The 16,300-nt window shown below is 68.0% G+C and carries 16 protein-coding genes; 11 read left to right on the top strand and 5 right to left on the bottom strand.

Annotation, left to right across the window (positions count from 1 at the left end; genetic code table 11):
• Positions 1-33: 33 nt before the first annotated feature.
• Complete coding sequence (locus ACFW6D_RS27540) at positions 34-1,332, bottom strand: alpha/beta hydrolase (protein ID WP_379332822.1); 1,299 nt, start codon at positions 1,330-1,332, stop codon at positions 34-36.
• 132 nt (positions 1,333-1,464) lie between these two features.
• Between ACFW6D_RS27540 and ACFW6D_RS27535 the strand changes: the two genes are divergently transcribed.
• Positions 1,465-3,567: a bifunctional lysylphosphatidylglycerol flippase/synthetase MprF gene (locus ACFW6D_RS27535; RefSeq protein ID WP_379332820.1), complete on the top strand. Its 2,103-nt coding sequence runs from the start codon at positions 1,465-1,467 to the stop codon at positions 3,565-3,567.
• 84 nt (positions 3,568-3,651) lie between these two features.
• On the opposite strand, the gene ACFW6D_RS27530 is transcribed toward ACFW6D_RS27535, so the two are convergent.
• The gene (locus tag ACFW6D_RS27530; RefSeq protein ID WP_379332818.1) at positions 3,652-4,344 is read right to left on the bottom strand and encodes a pyridoxamine 5'-phosphate oxidase family protein; all 693 of its coding nucleotides are present in this window, start codon (positions 4,342-4,344) and stop codon (positions 3,652-3,654) included.
• A gap of 79 nt (positions 4,345-4,423) precedes the next feature.
• Here ACFW6D_RS27530 and ACFW6D_RS27525 point away from each other — a divergent pair, with 79 nt between their 5' ends.
• The 3 genes from ACFW6D_RS27525 to ACFW6D_RS27515 all read left to right on the top strand — a co-directional run bounded on the left by ACFW6D_RS27525 (position 4,424) and on the right by ACFW6D_RS27515 (position 7,697).
• Positions 4,424-5,803 (top strand): PLP-dependent aminotransferase family protein, encoded by a 1,380-nt coding sequence (locus ACFW6D_RS27525; protein ID WP_379332816.1) that lies wholly within the window; start codon positions 4,424-4,426, stop codon positions 5,801-5,803.
• A 209-nt stretch (positions 5,804-6,012) separates the two neighbouring features.
• Positions 6,013-6,258: a DUF2630 family protein gene (locus tag ACFW6D_RS27520; protein WP_379332814.1), complete on the top strand. Its 246-nt coding sequence runs from the start codon at positions 6,013-6,015 to the stop codon at positions 6,256-6,258.
• Positions 6,255-7,697 carry a dihydrolipoyl dehydrogenase family protein gene (locus ACFW6D_RS27515; RefSeq protein WP_379332812.1) on the top strand — a complete coding sequence of 481 codons (1,443 nt, stop codon included), beginning with the start codon at positions 6,255-6,257 and terminating at the stop codon, positions 7,695-7,697. The genes ACFW6D_RS27520 and ACFW6D_RS27515 overlap by 4 nt, the downstream gene beginning before the upstream one ends.
• On the opposite strand, the gene ACFW6D_RS27510 is transcribed toward ACFW6D_RS27515, so the two are convergent.
• Both ACFW6D_RS27510 and cobF read right to left on the bottom strand, forming a co-directional pair.
• Positions 7,690-8,559 carry an Fpg/Nei family DNA glycosylase gene (locus ACFW6D_RS27510; protein WP_379332810.1) on the bottom strand — a complete coding sequence of 290 codons (870 nt, stop codon included), beginning with the start codon at positions 8,557-8,559 and terminating at the stop codon, positions 7,690-7,692. The two genes, ACFW6D_RS27515 and ACFW6D_RS27510, sit on opposite strands and share 8 nt — an antisense overlap.
• Before the next feature lie 42 nt (positions 8,560-8,601).
• Complete coding sequence (gene cobF, locus ACFW6D_RS27505; RefSeq protein ID WP_379332808.1) at positions 8,602-9,342, bottom strand: precorrin-6A synthase (deacetylating); 741 nt, start codon at positions 9,340-9,342, stop codon at positions 8,602-8,604.
• Between the two features lie 80 nt (positions 9,343-9,422).
• Between cobF and ACFW6D_RS27500 the strand changes: the two genes are divergently transcribed.
• The 6 genes from ACFW6D_RS27500 (at position 9,423) to ACFW6D_RS27475 (ending at position 13,625) form a co-directional block, all read left to right on the top strand.
• Positions 9,423-10,226 carry a thymidylate synthase gene (locus tag ACFW6D_RS27500; RefSeq protein ID WP_379332807.1) on the top strand — a complete coding sequence of 268 codons (804 nt, stop codon included), beginning with the start codon at positions 9,423-9,425 and terminating at the stop codon, positions 10,224-10,226.
• Positions 10,223-10,708 (top strand): dihydrofolate reductase, encoded by a 486-nt coding sequence (locus ACFW6D_RS27495; protein WP_379332805.1) that lies wholly within the window; start codon positions 10,223-10,225, stop codon positions 10,706-10,708. The genes ACFW6D_RS27500 and ACFW6D_RS27495 overlap by 4 nt, the downstream gene beginning before the upstream one ends.
• 104 nt (positions 10,709-10,812) lie before the next feature.
• The gene (locus tag ACFW6D_RS27490) at positions 10,813-11,139 is read left to right on the top strand and encodes a cupin domain-containing protein (RefSeq protein ID WP_379233259.1); all 327 of its coding nucleotides are present in this window, start codon (positions 10,813-10,815) and stop codon (positions 11,137-11,139) included.
• Between the two features lie 84 nt (positions 11,140-11,223).
• Complete coding sequence (locus ACFW6D_RS27485; protein WP_379332803.1) at positions 11,224-12,279, top strand: Dyp-type peroxidase; 1,056 nt, start codon at positions 11,224-11,226, stop codon at positions 12,277-12,279.
• Positions 12,276-13,073: a family 1 encapsulin nanocompartment shell protein gene (locus tag ACFW6D_RS27480; RefSeq protein ID WP_379332801.1), complete on the top strand. Its 798-nt coding sequence runs from the start codon at positions 12,276-12,278 to the stop codon at positions 13,071-13,073. Before ACFW6D_RS27485 ends, ACFW6D_RS27480 begins: the two co-directional genes overlap by 4 nt.
• A 36-nt stretch (positions 13,074-13,109) precedes the next feature.
• Complete coding sequence (locus ACFW6D_RS27475; protein WP_379332800.1) at positions 13,110-13,625, top strand: hypothetical protein; 516 nt, start codon at positions 13,110-13,112, stop codon at positions 13,623-13,625.
• A gap of 49 nt (positions 13,626-13,674) precedes the next feature.
• On the opposite strand, the gene ACFW6D_RS27470 is transcribed toward ACFW6D_RS27475, so the two are convergent.
• Positions 13,675-14,358: a helix-turn-helix domain-containing protein gene (locus ACFW6D_RS27470; RefSeq protein ID WP_379332798.1), complete on the bottom strand. Its 684-nt coding sequence runs from the start codon at positions 14,356-14,358 to the stop codon at positions 13,675-13,677.
• A gap of 216 nt (positions 14,359-14,574) precedes the next feature.
• Between ACFW6D_RS27470 and ACFW6D_RS27465 the strand changes: the two genes are divergently transcribed.
• Complete coding sequence (locus ACFW6D_RS27465) at positions 14,575-16,098, top strand: amino acid permease (RefSeq protein WP_379332796.1); 1,524 nt, start codon at positions 14,575-14,577, stop codon at positions 16,096-16,098.
• Positions 16,099-16,300: the final 202 nt, after the last annotated feature.

Here is a 16,300-nt window from a genome sequence, read left to right as displayed (position 1 = left end):
TGTACTCCGCGAACCCCTGCGGAACCGTCACGATCACGGTGTCAGACCGAGCCGCGTGGCCAGCCACGGCAGCTGATCGCGCAACCCCGCCGCCCACAGCGCGAAGTTGTGGCCGCCCGGCAGAATCCGCAACCGCACGTCCATCCCCGCGTCCTTCGCCGCCTGATACATCCGCTCCACCTGCGGCCGATACATCTCGTCCGAGGCCCCGACGACGAACGCACCGGCCGAGTCCGGGTATGTCCGCGACCGCAGCAGGTCGAGCGGATTGACCCGAAGCAGCGCCTCGGTGTCGCCACCGAACGCGGCGTCGACGGTGCGCTGCCGGTCTCCCAGCGTCGGTTCGTCCTGGCCGGAGATGTCGAGGAAGGTGGGGTAGACCTGGGGATAGTTCGTGGCCAGTTGCAGCGAACAGGTTCCGCCGTAGGACAGCCCACCCACCGCCCATGACCGCGGATCCGGATCGACCTGCAGATTCGCGCGCGTCCACGCGGGCACGTCGACGGCCAGATAGGTGGCGACATTGCCGAGCTTGGAATCAAGGCACAGCGGGTTCGCCAACTGGGAGCCGGTCCCGTCGGCCACCACAACCACCGGCGCGAGCCCACCGTGAGCACGCGCGAAGGAGTCCATGGTCTCGTCCAGTTCCCCACCGATGAACCAGTCCTCCGGTGCGCCCGGCTCACCGGCGAGCAACACCAGCACCGGCAGCAGCGGTCGCGGATCTGCGAAATAGGCTGGCGGCAAATAGATCTGGGCGTCACGCGCGGTGAACCCGGACGCGGTCGGCGGCACCGTCGCGGTCAGCACCCGCCCACCGTCGGGCAATCCGGCGGGCTCACGCCACGCGGGTTCGAGCGGACGCGCGCTGACCTCCTGCTCGCGCCGCGTCAGCTCACCGGCCTCGACCCGCTCCACCTGCTCGACGCCGAGCGCCGCGCCGACAGTCGGATACGACGCATACACCAGATTGATCCGCACACCCACCGTGACCAGCACGGCCACCGCCGCGAGCACGGTCACCACCCCGGTCCCCACGCTCCGACGGACCAGAATCCGCGGCACCACCAGCAGCACCGCGGCCACCGCGATCCCGATCAGCACATACACCGACACGGCGATCGGATCGGGAAACGGCCGCCACACCTCCTCGACGAACAGGTACAGCGCCACGGTCAGCACCGCGGCGGACAGCACCACGATCGGCATGGTCGTGGTGACATACCGCCGAGCGCGAGGTAACAGCAACCACACCGCACCCACGGCGCCGAGTACCGTCAGCGCCACCGGCAGCCATCCGGTGAGCAACGACAGATCGGTGATTCGCGTCATCGCTGACCTCCACAGATCTCACTTCGACCGCCATGAGCGCCCGCATCGCAGTCCGGTACAGCCGCGATGACATACGGTACACAGAAGACCTCACCGCACCGGTGCGGCGCACTCGCAGCAAAGGGTGGTTCCATGGACGACAACGCAGCCGCCACCGAACCGGCACCCGCACGCGGCGTCACCTTGGCGCGCACCGTGTTCCACCGGTTGCCGTTCACCGCAGGCTTCCTCGCCGTGGTCGCGCTCCTCGGTCTCGCCACCGGCAGCCTCTGGCACCGGCTCTACGAGCGTTCGTGGTTCCCCGATATCGCCTACGGCTGGCCCGCACTGACCGAGGGCAAGTGGTGGACGCCGCTGTCCGGCTGGTTCTTCGGCCTCACACCCTTCCAATACCTGTGCATGGCAGTGCTTTTCGCGTTCGCGGTCGGCTGGGCGGAATGGCGTCTCGGCACCGTACGCGCGGCCCTCGTCTGCCTTTCCGGCCAGTTGGTCGGCATCCTCGGCGCCTCGGTGACGGTCGGCCTGCTGGCACACACCCATCTCGAATGGGCCGACCGGCTGTCGGAGGTGCGCGATGTCGGGTTCAGCACGGCGGCGATCTCGGCGCTGGCCGCCGTGTCGGCGACGCTGCGCTCGCCGTGGCGACTGCGGGTGCGGGCCGCGCTGATCGCGTACGTGTCGATCACCTTCCTGTTCGAATCGACCTTCGCCGATCTCATGCATCTGCTCGCGATCGCCGTCTGGCTGCCTGCGGGCGAAAAGCTGTTCAGCCGTGCCGAACACGGCTTCTGGCCGCGCACCCGACGCGAGGTGCGGATGCTCGCCTTCGTCGGACTGCTGGTGATCGCGGCGGCCTCGGTGGCGGTGTACTTCTTCCCCGGCAACAGCCTGCTCGGACCCACCGGGAACGAACGCGGCTCACTGTGGAGCACGATTCTCACAGTGCTGGTGATCGCGGTGGTCGCCGACCAGCTACGCAAGGGCAGGCGCTGGGCGTGGTGGGCGACGCTGGCCTACGGCCTGCTGATCGTCGTCAGCACGCTGGTACTGCTCGGCGTGGCCATCGGCAGCGACTACGAGACGACCGGCGCGGTGACCGTCGGCACGGGCCTGCTGTGGGCGGGCGAGGTGGCGCTGCTCTACGGCGGCCGCGGTGCGTTCCGGGTGCCCATGCGGCGCAAGATCGCCGACGGCGCGCTCACCGGCACCGCGCCCGGCGAGGCGGTCCGTACCCTGCTGGCCCGCTACGGCGGCAGCACCATGTCGTGGATGACCACCTGGCCGGAGAACAAGTACTGGTTCGCCGCCGACGGTGAACGCTGCGTCACCTACCAGCGGCACGCGGGCACCGTCATCGCGCTCACCGACCCGATCGGCCCCGCCGACCTGCTGCCCGACACCATCGCCACCTTCACCGACCGCTGCGAATCCGACGGCCTGATCCCGTGCCTGTTCTCCACTACCCAGGCCGTGGCCGACATCGCGGGCGAACTCGGTTGGCGCAGTGTGCAGATCGCCGAGGACACCATCGTCGACCTGCCCCAGCTCGAGTTCAAAGGCAAAGCGTGGCAGGACATTCGGTCGGCCATCAACCGGGCGACCAAGGAAGGCATCGACTTCCGGCTCGTGGAACTGGCCGACCAACCGTTCGCCGTGATCGCCCAGGTACGTGCGATCTCCGAGGAGTGGGTGGGCGAAAAGGGCCTGCCGGAAATGGGATTCACGCTCGGCGGCGTGGAGGAAGCCCTCGACCCGGCCGTGCGCGTAGGGCTGGCGATCGACACCGAAGGCAGCGTGCACGGCATCACCTCCTGGCTGCCCGTCTACGCGGCAGGTGGCGAGATCCGCGGCTGGACTCTGGACGTGATGCGCAGGCGACCCGGCGGTTTCCGGCCGGTGGTGGAATTCCTCATCGCCTCCGCGTGTCAGGCGTTCAAAGAGGAAGGCGCCGAGATCGTTTCGCTCTCCGGCGCCCCGCTGGCGCGCAGTGCGGGCACCGATGACGCCGAGCCGATCGATCGTCTGCTCGAAGGGCTCGGCGCCGCGATGGAGCCGTATTACGGCTTCCGGTCATTGCATTCGTTCAAGGCCAAGTTCCAGCCCCGCCACGAGCCGGTGTACCTGTGCTACCGCGACGAAGCGGATCTGCCCCGCATCGGTATCGCGCTGACGAAGGCGTACCTGCCCGAGGTCTCTGCCAAGGACCTGATGGCACTCGGCACGGCCGGACACTAGCCACCTGCCAGGTCGCCGCTCGGCGCGGCCGGACCTCAGCCACCCGCCAGGTCAGCCGCTCGGATCGCCGTGCATGGGCGAGCCTCAGCTCACCGGCACTTCGACCGGTGTCACCCGGGCCGCGACATCAGCGGGCACATCGACGCCCGGTTCCAGATTGTCGGCCGGGATCGGCTCGCCCCACACCTGCCGCAGCGGCAGCACCCCGGCCCACACACCACCGGCCTCGATGTCACTCTCGTCGTCGTTGGGCCCGCCGGTACGCACCTTGACCGAGGCCTCGGTGAGGTCGAGCGCGAGCACCATCGTCGCCGCCATCTCCTTACGATCGGGCGAGCGCACCCGATCCCACGCACCGGGCGCGGAATGCTCGACGATCACCCGCAGGGCATTCGCACGCTCGGCCTCGTCGGTGACCAGCACGGCCCGACCCCGGACCACCGCGGACCGGTAGTTCATCGAGAAGTGCATGGCCGAGCGGGCGTAGATCAGCCCGTCGACATGGGTGACCGCGAGCGAGATATCGGTGTCGATCGCAGCACGCAGGTTGCCCGCACCGGTGGATCCGTGCAGGTAGAGCGTGTCCCCGACGCGTCCGTAGATGGTGGGCAGCACGACCGGCGACCCGCCGAGCAGCACACCGAGGTGGCAGACCATACCCGCGTCGAGCACCGCATCGAGCTCCGTGCGATCGGTGGCACCGCGTTCCTTGGCGCGGGTCAGCGTGGTGCGCGGGGTCGGCGACAGGGGGCTGCGGTTGACGTCGTGCGTGCTCATAAGATGAGCTTCGCCGACAAAGTGGACCGAGAGAAGGTCCAATTCAACCGAAGTTCAACAGGCCAATTCGAGGTGGACGATGCTCGACGACCTTCCGATTCCGCTCGACCGAACCGCCCCCGAACCACTGTCGGTGCAGGTAGCCGATGCCCTGCGCGCCGCCGCGACCGACCGGGTGCTGCGCGTCGGCGACCGTCTGCCGTCCTCGCGCGCCCTGGCACAGCGGCTCGGCGTGAGCCGGACCGTGGTGGCGGGCGCCTACGACCAGCTGCACGCCGAAGGCTGGCTGACCGGCAAACACGGCTCCGGCACCTACCTCAGCACCGCCCCCGCCGCCGCGCCGACGACCACCGACGCCCACCACGACACAGACCCGGACGCGAACCTGCTCGATCTCAGTCCCGGCGCCCCGTGCGCCGAAGCGGTCGACTCCGCCGCGTGGCGCCGGGCCTGGCGCGCGGCAGGCGATCAGGCACCCGAAACCCGCAAGAACCGCGCGGGCGAGCCAGACTTCCGGACAGCGGTCGCCGACCATCTGCTCCGCCATCGCGGATTGGCCGCCGGACCCGGATCGGTGGTCCTGGCCACCGCGGGTGCCAGCAGTGCGGTGGCCGAGCTCGCCGCCGCCCTGCTGGCACCCGGCGATACGGTCGCCATCGAAGACCCCGGCTACCTGCGTGCTGTCGGCGCGTTCCGGGCCGCGGGAATCGAAGTCCTGCCGGTACCCGTCGACGCCGGCGGCTTGTGCGTCGACCGTATTCCGGCAGGCGTGCGCGCGGTGTATTGCACTCCGGCACACCAGTTCCCACTCGGCGCGATGATGCCGGCTTCCCGCCGGGTCGAACTCATCGAATTCGCCAGAACCACCGGCGCTTTCGTCATCGAAGATGATTACGACGGCGAATTGCGTTATGACACAGCACCACTGCCCCTACTGGCATCGATGGCACCCGACGTCGTCGTCCACCTGGGAACCACCAGCAAGATCATCGCCACCACCCTCGGTGTCGGCTGGCTCGTCGCCCGCCCCGACATCACCGACGCCGTACTCACCCACCGCACCCACATCGGCAGCTCCCCCAGCCCCGCCGGCCAGCATGTCCTCAGCGAGTTCGCCCGCCACGGCGACCTGTCGCGCCACCTTCGCCGCCTCCGCAGAGTGGTCCCGCCCCGGCGCGCCCTCGTCGTCGACGAACTCGCCCGCCACGGCCTCCCCGTCACCGGCGACGACGCCGGCTCCCACGTCGTCGTCGAACTCCCCGACGCCGCCGCCGAACACCACGCCGTCACCACCGCCCGCACCCGCGGTGTCCTCCTGGACGGCCTGGCCCGCCATCACCTCGCCGAGCCCGACCACCACTTCGGCGTCGCGATCGGCTATACCGCCCTGAACAGCACCGATCTCGCCCGAGCCATGCCCATCGCCGCCAGCTGCCTCGCGCAGGCGTCCCGCAGATAGCGCGCCGGCGCCGACCACAGGCCTGACCGAAGGATGTCGCATCGCACTGAACCGCTCCGACTCGCCGATCGTCGCCGACAAACCTCGACGGAGACGTGTCGCGGGGACCTCCGGCGCGCCACCACGGACCATGCCCGCCAGCCGGGTGCGGTCGTAGCATGGACCACAGAGTCCGGCACTACCCCTCCGACTATCGAACGGGTGAGCACATGACCGATCAGGACATTCTGGCGCGGATCAAGCAGCTGGTCGACGACGAGCACGCCCTGCGAGCCAAGGCCACCGCCGGTGAGATCGACCCGGTCGCCGAGCGCAAGCAGCTGGCCGAGTTGGAGGTGATGCTCGATCAGGCGTGGGATCTGTTGCGGCAGCGGCGCGCTCGGATCGGCTCCGGCGAATCCCCCGAGGAAACCGGGCTGCGTTCACCCCGTGAGGTCGAGGGCTATCTGCAGTGACCGACGAATACGACGTCATCGTGATCGGTGGCGGCCCGGCGGGTGAGAACGCCGCCGCCTACGCCATCGCGGGCAGCGACCGCACGGCCGCCATCGTCGAGCGGGAACTGTTCGGCGGCGAATGCAGTTACTGGGCGTGTATTCCCAGCAAGGCGCTGTTGCGCCCGGGCGCCGTTCTCGAACTCGGTGAGGCGATGCCGGGCGTGACCGCGAGCGGCCCGCAGGTGGGCGATGTCCTGGCTCGCCGCGACACGTTCGTGCACAACCACGACGACAGTTCCCAGGTCGAGTGGGCGAAATCGGCCGGAATCGACCCTGTTCGCGGCACGGGCCGCCTGGTCGGCGAACGACTCGTCGAGGTCGACACCGGCGACGGCGTGAAAACGCTGCGCGCCCGGCACGCGGTGGTGCTGGCCACCGGCACCACCGCCACCATCCCGGACATTCCGGGCGTGCGCGAGGCCCTGCCGTGGACCTCTCGCGACGCCACCAATCTCACCGTCGTCCCGCGCCGCGTCGCCATCGTCGGCGGCGGTGTCGTCGCCTGTGAGGCGGCGACCTGGCTGGCCGAACTCGGCGCCGAGGAGGTGACCCTGCTGGTCCGCGGCGACCGCCTGCTCCCCCGCAACGAACCGTTCGCCTCGGCGATGGTGCTGCAGGGTCTGCTCGAAACCGGCATCGTGAAGGTGCGCTTCCACACCGAACCGAAGCTGGTCTCCCGCCGCGACCCCGAGGACACCGGCGTCGGCCACATCCACGGCGGGCCGGTCACTCTCGTGCTCGACGACGGCGAACTCGAGGTCGACGAACTCGTCGTCGCGACCGGCCGCACCCCCGCCACCTCGTCCCTTGGCCTCGACACTGTCGGACTACCTGCGGGATACATCGCGGTCGACGATCAACTGACCGCACGCGACGTGCCGGGCGACTGGCTGTACGCCGTCGGCGATGTGAATCACCGTGTGGCACTGACACATATGGGTAAGTACCAGGCCCGCGTGTGTGGTGACGTGATCGCCGCCCGCGCCGAGGGCCGCCCACTGGACGGCATGCGATTCACCGCGAGCGCCGACCACCAGCAGGTACCCCAAGTCGTCTACACCGCACCGGAACTCGCGGCCGTCGGCCTCACCGAACACGAGGCGCGCACAGCGGGCCACGCGGTCGACACCGTCGAACTCGCTATCGAGGTCGCGGGTTCGGCCCTGTCGCGCGACAACTTCCACGGCCGCGCGAAACTCGTCGTCGACACTGCCGCCGACCGGATTCTCGGCGCCACCTTCGTCGGCCCCGACATGGGCGAGCAACTGCACGCCGCCACCATCGCGGTGGTCGGTCAGGTGCCGATGGACACCCTGTGGAACGCGGTCCCCGCTTTCCCGACTGTCAGCGAATTCTGGCTCCGGCTACTGGAATCCTGGCGCCAGAAGACTATTTGAGCAGCCGCGACATCCGCCGGTCGGCGAGCACCTTGCCGCCGGTCTGGCAGGTGGCGCAGTACTGGAACGAGCGCTCCGCGTAGGACACCTCGCGCACCGTATCCCCACACACCGGGCACGCTTCGCCCGTTCTGGCGTGAACCCGCATGCCAGAACGCTTTTCGCCCTTCAACCGGGCCGCGTCCTGCCCCACCGAGCGGTCGACCGCGTCGAGCAGGACTGTGCGCATCGCGGTGTACAACTGCGAAACCTTTTCCGCCGACATCGTTTTGGTGTTCGCGAACGGCGAGATCTTCGCGGTGTGCAGTATCTCGTCGGAGTAGGCGTTGCCGATCCCCGCGAGCAAGGTCTGATCCACGATCGCGGTCTTGATCCGCTGCGAGGTACTTTTCAGCAGCGCGGCGAACTCGTCCTCGGTCAGCGCGAGCGCGTCGGGCCCCAGCCGCGCGATCCCCGGCACCGTCATCGGATCCTCGACGACGTAGACCGCCAGCCGCTTCTTCGTCCCGGCCTCGGTCAGATCGATCGACGGGGTGGTTCCCTCCGGCGTGAAGAAGTGCACGCGCAAAGCGAGGGGACTCTTCCCACCAGGCTTGGGCGGCAACGGATTCGGCTCGTCGACCCACCGCAACCAGCCCGCGCGCGACAGATGGGTGATCAACCACAGTCCGCCGCAATCCATTCCGAGGAATTTCCCCCACCGGGCCGCCCCGGTGACGTCACGACCGGACAGCGCGGTGACCGGCGGATCGAAGGTCTTCACCACGCTCAGGGCCGCCACGTCCACACGACCGACCACGGCGCCGACCGCATGATCCCGAAGGAACTGCGCCAACGCCTCGATTTCCGGCAGCTCGGGCACCAGGCCAGTTTAGCTACCTCGCGGGGATCGGCGCGGGATCCGTCAGCCCTCGCGGAGCAGATAAACGTCCATGATCCAGCCCTTCGCCGCGCGTAATTCCGCTCGACGGGCCACGATGTCGCGTTCGACTTCGCGCAGATTTCCCTCGATCAGCGTTTCGTCGGGCATGCCGAGGTAGGCCCCCCACCAGATGTGGATATCGGTGCCTGGCACCTCGGTGAACGAGCATTCCCCATCGAGCATCACCACCGTCGAACCGGGGCCGAGGCCTTCTTCGCGCAGCTTGCGGCCGGTCGTCACATGGACGGGTTCGCCGATGCGATGCAGCACCATCCGGTGCCTGGCGGCCAGGGCGGCAATGCTGGTGACACCCGGAATCACCTCGTAATCGAACGCCGTCCGCCCACGCGCCAGCACGTGTTCGACCATCCGCAGGGTGGAGTCGTAGAGCGCCGGATCACCCCACACGAGAATCGCACCGACCCCGTCCACCTGGTCGAATGCGGCTTCGAGCAGTTCGGAGCGTCGTTCGTGCCAGTCCACGACCACCCCCGCGTAGTCATCGGGGGTCCGCTCGCGCGGCGGATCGGCGATCTCGATGATCCGATGTGGGGTGTCCACGTACTCGGCCAGGATCGTGGTCCGCACATCGACCAGTTCCTGTTTCTCCGCGCCTTTGCCGATCACGAAGAACGCCTCGGCCTTTCGCATGGCCTTGACCGCCTGCATCGTCACCTGGTCGGGGTCGCCCGCACCGATGCCGATCACGTAGAGCTCGCGCATAGGCGAAGAGCTTGCCAGGTGGCCGGCCACCAGGTGACCAGGTGGTTGACCACCTACCGATCCCCGTAGGATTACCAGACGTGGCCACCCTTGATACGCAGTACGAGGATCTCCTCCGGGACGTGCTCGAGCATGGCACGCCCAAAGCCGATCGCACCGGCACCGGAACCCGCAGCATCTTCGGACATCAGCTGCGCTACGACCTGTCCGAATCCTTCCCGCTGATCACCACCAAGCGGGTCCACATGAAATCCATCGCCTACGAGCTGCTGTGGTTCCTGCGCGGCGATTCGAATGTCTCCTGGCTGCGCGAACACGGCGTCACCATCTGGGACGAATGGGCCGACGCCAAGGGTGAGCTCGGCCCCGTCTACGGCGTGCAGTGGCGCTCGTGGCCGACCCCCGACGGCACCCACATCGACCAGATCGCCCAGGTGCTGCACACCCTGCGCACCGACCCGGATTCGCGCCGGATGATCGTCTCGGCCTGGAACGTGGCCGACCTGGACAAGATGGCTCTGGCACCCTGCCACGCGTTCTTCCAGTTCTATGTGGCCGACGGCAAGCTGTCGTGTCAGCTGTACCAGCGCAGCGCCGACCTTTTCCTCGGCGTGCCGTTCAATATCGCCAGCTACGCCCTGCTCACCCTGATGGTCGCGCAGCAGACCGAGCTCGAACCGGGCGAATTCATCTGGACCGGCGGCGACGTGCACATCTACGACAACCACGTCGACCAGGTCCGCGAGCAGCTCACCCGCGAGCCCTACCCGTTCCCGACGCTGCACCTGCGCCCGGCGACAAGCCTGTTCGACTACACCTACGAAGACATCGAGCTGTCGGACTACAAACATCACCCGGGCATCAAGGCGCCGGTGGCGGTGTGAAGCAGATCGGCCTGATCTGGGCGCAGGCGAACGACCGGGTGATCGGCGTCGACAACACCATTCCCTGGCGCGTGCCAGAGGACATGGCCAGCTTCCGCGATACCACCATGGGTCACCCGGTGATCATGGGCAGGCGGACCTGGGATTCGCTGCCCGCGAGTTTCCGTCCACTGTCCGGCCGTCGCAACATCGTGGTCACCCGCCAGCCCGATTGGGCCGCCGAGGGCGCCGAACGCGCCGCCTCGGTGCCCGACGCGCTGACCATGACCGGCGAGTCCGACACCTGGGTCGCCGGTGGCGGCGAGATCTACCGGGCCGCGCTGCCGCTCGCGACGACCCTGCTGGTCACCGAGGTCGACACCACCGTGGCGGGCGACGCGTTCGCCCCGGTCATCGGCCCCGAATGGCATGCCGACGACACGCCGTGGCTGACCTCGAAATCCGGTCTGCGCTACCGCATTCGCCGCTACACCCGCGACTGACAACACCTGGCTAACGGTCGCGGCAAAACGCCCGACCGCGTGCGCGACGTCGGGCATACTCTTCGCAGACCTGCCCGCGAGATGCCTGCGAAAGGCTCGGATCCATGGACAAGAAATCGCTGACAGCGGTGGCCCGTCAACAGCTCAAGCTGGCTGCCACCTCGACGAGCGGCCGGAGTTCGCAAACGCTCATCGGCGGCCACACTCACGCGCTGCGCCAGACCGTCGTCGCCCTCGCCGAGGGTCAGAGCCTGGCCGAACACGACAATGCGGGCGATTCCACCATCCAGGTGCTGTCCGGCACGCTGGTGCTGATCGCGGGCACCGACGAGTGGAAGGGCTCGGCAGGCGACCTCATCGTCGTCCCGCGCGCCCGCCACAGCGTCAAAGCCGTCGACGACGTCACCTTTCTGCTGACCGTCGCGAAGTAGATCACCTGGTCGTTCGCCCGAAATGCACTGACACACCAGGACGCTGATTCGAACCTGTCGGTACGGAGCCGTACTCTGGACGCCATGGGTGAGCCACAGTCGGTCCTCGTTCCACTCACGCCCGCCGCAGTCTTCCTCGTCACGACCATCGACGAGGGCGGCGAGGCAGCCGTCCGAACCTTGCTCGGCGAGGTCGACGGCCTACGAAAGTCTGTCGGGTTCCGCACGCCGGGCGGGGGTCTGAGCTGCGTCACCTCGATCGGTTCCAGCGCATGGGACCGCTTGTTCACCGGGCCCAAACCCGCTGAGCTGCACGAGTTTCCGGGCTACAACGGGCCTAAGCACTCCTGCCCCGCCACGCCCGGCGATCTGCTCTTCCACATCAGGGCCGAGAGCACCGGCGCCTGCTACGAGCTCGCGATGGCCATCGCCACCCGTCTGCGCGGCGCCGCCACGGTGGTCGACGAGACCTCCGGCTTCCGCTATTACGAACAGCGCGACCTGCTCGGCTTCGTCGACGGAACTGCCAATCCGGAGGGCGCGGCGGCCGAGGCCTGTGTGTTCGTCGGCGACTCCGATCCCGAGTTCGCCGGTGGTAGCTACGTGATCGTGCAGAAGTACATCCACCCGCTCGACCAGTGGAACGCGCTGTCGGTCGAGGAGCAGGAACGCATCATCGGCCGCACCAAACTCAGCGATTACGAACTGCCCGACGATGTGAAGCCGCCGAGCTCGCACGTGGTGATGAACACCATCGTCGACGAGAACGGCGTCGAGCACGACATCGTGCGCGCCAACATGCCGTTCGGCACCATCGGCGACGGGCAACTCGGCACCTATTACATCGCGTACTCGGCCACCCCGTCGGTCACCGAGAAGATGCTCGAGCGGATGTTCCTCGGCACCGATCAGGCCGCCTACGACCGCATCCTCGACTTCTCCACTGCCCTCACCGGCACCCTGTTCTTCACCCCATCAGCCGATTTCCTCGGCGACCTACCCGCCGCGCCCGCAGCGACCGCCACCGAAGACCCGGACGTTCCCGTCCCCGAATTCGAGCCGGTGATCGAGGCGAATGCGGCGGCGGCAGGCTCGGACGGTTCACTCGCCATCGGCACGATGAAAAGGAGCGCTCAATGAACAACCTGTACCGCGAACTCGCGCCGATCACCGGCGCGGCCTGGGCACAGATCGAAGAAGAAGCCACCCGCACGTTCAAGCGCAATATCGCGGGTCGCCGAGTAGTCGATGTGTCGGGCCCGCACGGTGTCGCCTACTCGGCGCTCAACCGCGGCAGGCTCACCTCCATCGAGTCACCGGACGACGGCGTGCAAGCCCACCAGCGCGTGGTACAGCCGCTGGTCGAGCTGCGGGTGCCGTTCACGCTGAACCGCCAGGAACTCGATGACGTCGAGCGCGGCGCCAACGACGCCGACTTCGACAACCTCAAAGCCGCCGCGCAGAAGATCGCCTTCGCCGAGGACCGCGCGATCTTCGAGAGCTACGCCGCGGGCGGCATCACCGGCATCCGGGCCGCCGCGTCCAACGCGCCGGTCGCCCTGCCGAGCAATGTCGTCGACATCCCCGACGCCGTCGCGCACGCCCTCACCGGCCTGCGCCTGGCCGGTGTGCAGGGCCCGTACTCGGTGGTGCTCAGCGCCGAGCTGTACACCCAGGTCAGTGAGACCTCCGACCACGGTCACCCGATCCGCACCCACATCGAGCGCCTGATCGACGGCGAGATCATCTGGGCACCGGCGATCTCGGGCGGCTTCGCGCTCACCACCCGTGGCGGCGACTTCGAGCTGGCACTGGGCCAGGATCTGTCGATCGGCTACCTCAGCCACGACGCCGAGACCGTGCAGCTGTACTTCCAGGAGACCTTCACGTTCCTCGTGGAGACCACCGAAGCAGTGGTGTCGCTCGGTTCATGACTAGGGTGGGCCACGAGTCGTGAGAGGGAGGTCCGCATGTCGGTCGTGCGTGCCGGGGTGGTGCCCGTTGGTCGGAGCCTGTTCTATTGCTTGATCGGAGTCCTGGTCACCACGGGCGTTGTCGGGTTGTTCGGGGTGAACCGGGTGATCACCGGGTTGCTGGTCGGAGCGGTCGGCGGGTTCGCGGCGGGTGTCGCGCTGTTCGTCCGTGACGTCATCGAACTGCACGAGCACGCCATCTACGCGCGAACCCCGTTCCGCTCGTCGACCGTGCCGTGGGACCACGTGGTGGCGGGCCGCTTCACCCTCGACGAGCACGACCGCTGGGCCCTGGCCCTCGACCTCAACGGCGAGCCCAGCGACGAGCTGGTACTCCTGTCGATCCCCCCGGTGATCCGCCCCGTCACCGGCGCCTACGACATGCGCAAGCGCGAACAGGTCAGCGAGATCCGAGAACTTTTGCGCGCGAAACGAATCCCGATCACCGTCCTGCCCGAAATCGCAGGCGCCCTCAACCAACACTGGCAGATCGCACCCCCGACCACCCGCTGATTCCAGCCCGATGGCCGCGCACCGAGTCGATGCAGGTCGCGCCGGGCAGTTATCCGGTAGCTGGGGTGCTGTGGGCCTCGCCCAGTCGGGTGAGTAGTGCGTCGGCCGCCGCGCGCACCTGCTCGACGTCACCGCGGTAGCCGACGGTCCGCATGATCGCGGTCGGGATCTCGCGCTCGATGCCGACTCCCGCGGCCCCCTCGTCGTACCTGATCGCGATCACCGTCTCGACCAGCCGGAACGGCAGAATTCGTGAGTCGTCGGATTCGCCTGCGGCCGCTGATGATTCGGCGGCCAGGCGCTCGTAGTGTCCGCGCAGTTCGTCGCGACGGCAGCGGAACGCGACGAAACGCTCCGTGCGAAGTTCGGGCAGCAGGTACAGCGCGCCCAGATTCCAACGCGCGGTGCGCAATTGGCGCACATCGAACAGCGCCAGCGCGTACAGCTGGACCGCCGCGGGTTCCGGCTCGCCCATCATCCGCTGCGCGAATTCCACCGGGCCCGCCACCGTTTCGGCCAGGAGCGCGTCGAGGATGTCGTCCTTGGCCGCGAAGTGGTGATACAGCGAGGCCTGGCGGATCCCGACCGCGTCGGCCACCGCCCGCGTCGAGGTGTTGGCGTAGCCCTTGGTGGTGAAGAGTTCCGCCGCCGCGTCGAGGATCTCCGCGCGCGGCGTGGTTCCCTGCCTGCGCCGCTGTTCCAGCCGGGGACGCCCGGGACCAAGATTTGCCACAGGTCGATTCTGTCATCGGACACTCACCCGGGCCGCAGGGGGCAGTTCACCAGCAAGAATGCCGGTCGGTCGAATTCCTGTCATTTGACAGAAACCCAGGCAACGCAGAAGTTACCGCGGTACCCGCAGTCGATACACGCACGACACCGTTCGAGCGATCGCGCGCGCAAAACTATCGACTGATAGATATTGGCCGCACCGCTGAAGGACACCGACATGGCCACGACGCTCGAATCTCCCACAGCCCCACCCGAACTCGGCCGCGACAGCGCCGATCTGGCAGCTTTCGGCTATCAGCCGGTCCTGCACCGCAAACTAGGGCGCTACGCGTCGTTCGCGGCAGGTTTCTCGTTCGTCTCCATTCTCACCACGATCTTCCAGTTCTTCGGCTTCGGCTATTCGTTCGGCGGCGCCGCCTTCTTCTGGACCTGGCCGCTCGTGTTCGCCGGCCAGTTCCTGGTCGCGCTGAACTTCGCCGAGCTCGCCGCCCGGTACCCGATCTCCGGCTGTATCTATCAGTGGTCGCGCCGCCTGGCGGGCGGTCTGGTCGGCTGGTTCGCCGGTTGGATGATGGTGATCGCCCAGGTCGTCACCGCCGCCGCGGCCGCCATCGCACTGCAGGTGGTACTGCCGTCGATCTGGAGCGGATTCCAGCTCATCGGCACCGACACCGCGCTCACGTCCCCCGACGGCGCGATGAACGCCGTGCTGCTGGGCAGCGTGCTGCTCGTGGTCACCACCACCATCAATGTGATCGGCATCGATCTGATGTCGAAGATCAATTCGATCGGCGTCACCGTCGAGATCGTCGGCGTGCTGGCGATCATCGCGCTGTTCTTCGTCAACACCGAGCGCGGCCCCGACGTGGTGTTCCAGACCGACCAGGCCTCCCCCGGCCCGTACTGGGCCGCGTTCCTGGTCTCGGGCCTGATGGCCGCGTACGTGATGGTCGGATTCGATTCCGCCGGTGAGCTTTCCGAGGAAACCAAGAACCCCCGCCGGGTCGCGCCCCGCACCATCCTGCTCGCCCTGTCGGTGTCGGCACTCGGCGGCGGCCTCATGCTGCTCGGCGCCCTGATGGCGGCGCCGAGCCTGTCCGGCGGCGAATTGTCCACCGGCGGACTGGCTTACGTCATCACCTCGAAGCTGAACAGCCCCGCCGGATCGGTACTCCTCGGCTGCGTGGCCGTCGCCGTCATCGTCTGCACCCTCGCCATCCAGACCGCAGGCTCACGCCTGATGTTCTCGATGGCCCGCGACGGCAAGCTCCCCTTCGCCAAGGCCCTCTCGACCGTCCACCCCCGCTTCGGAACCCCCGTCTGGCCCGCCGTCGTAATCGGCGCCCTCGGCATCGGCCTCCTGGTCCTGAACCTCGGCAACCCCGCCATCTTCGCCACCCTCGCCAGCGTCTGCATCGTCAGCCTCTACCTGGCCTACCTCCTGGTCACCATCCCCCTGCTGATCCGCCGCATCAAGGGCATGCCCGCCCTCGACGACCCCTCCCTGTTCCACCTGGGCCGCTGGGGCATCCCCCTCAACGCCCTCGCCGTCGCCTGGGGCATCGCCATGGTCATCAACCTCGCCTGGCCCCGCCCCGAGGTCTACACCCCCGCAGGCGGCAGCTGGTGGCAACTCTGGGCAGGCCCCCTCTCAGTAGCCGTAATCCTCACGGTGGGCGCCATCGTCTACCGCACCGTAGTAGCCACCAAACACCCCACCCCCGAACCCACCACCCCCTGACTCACTCCCCCCGAAGCCCCCGCCCGACCAACACCCCAAAACCCCAGACCCACCACGACAGCACTACCCAGCCACACCGCACACCCCAGACCCACCACGACAGCACTCCCAGCCACACCGCACACCCCAGACCCACCACGACAGCACTCCCAGCCACACCGCACACCCCAGACCCACCACGACAGCACTCCCAGCCACACCG

Source organism: Nocardia sp. NPDC058705, from assembly GCF_042749305.1.
GTDB lineage: Bacteria > Actinomycetota > Actinomycetes > Mycobacteriales > Mycobacteriaceae > Nocardia.
This window is presented reverse-complemented; position numbering and strand designations above follow the sequence as displayed.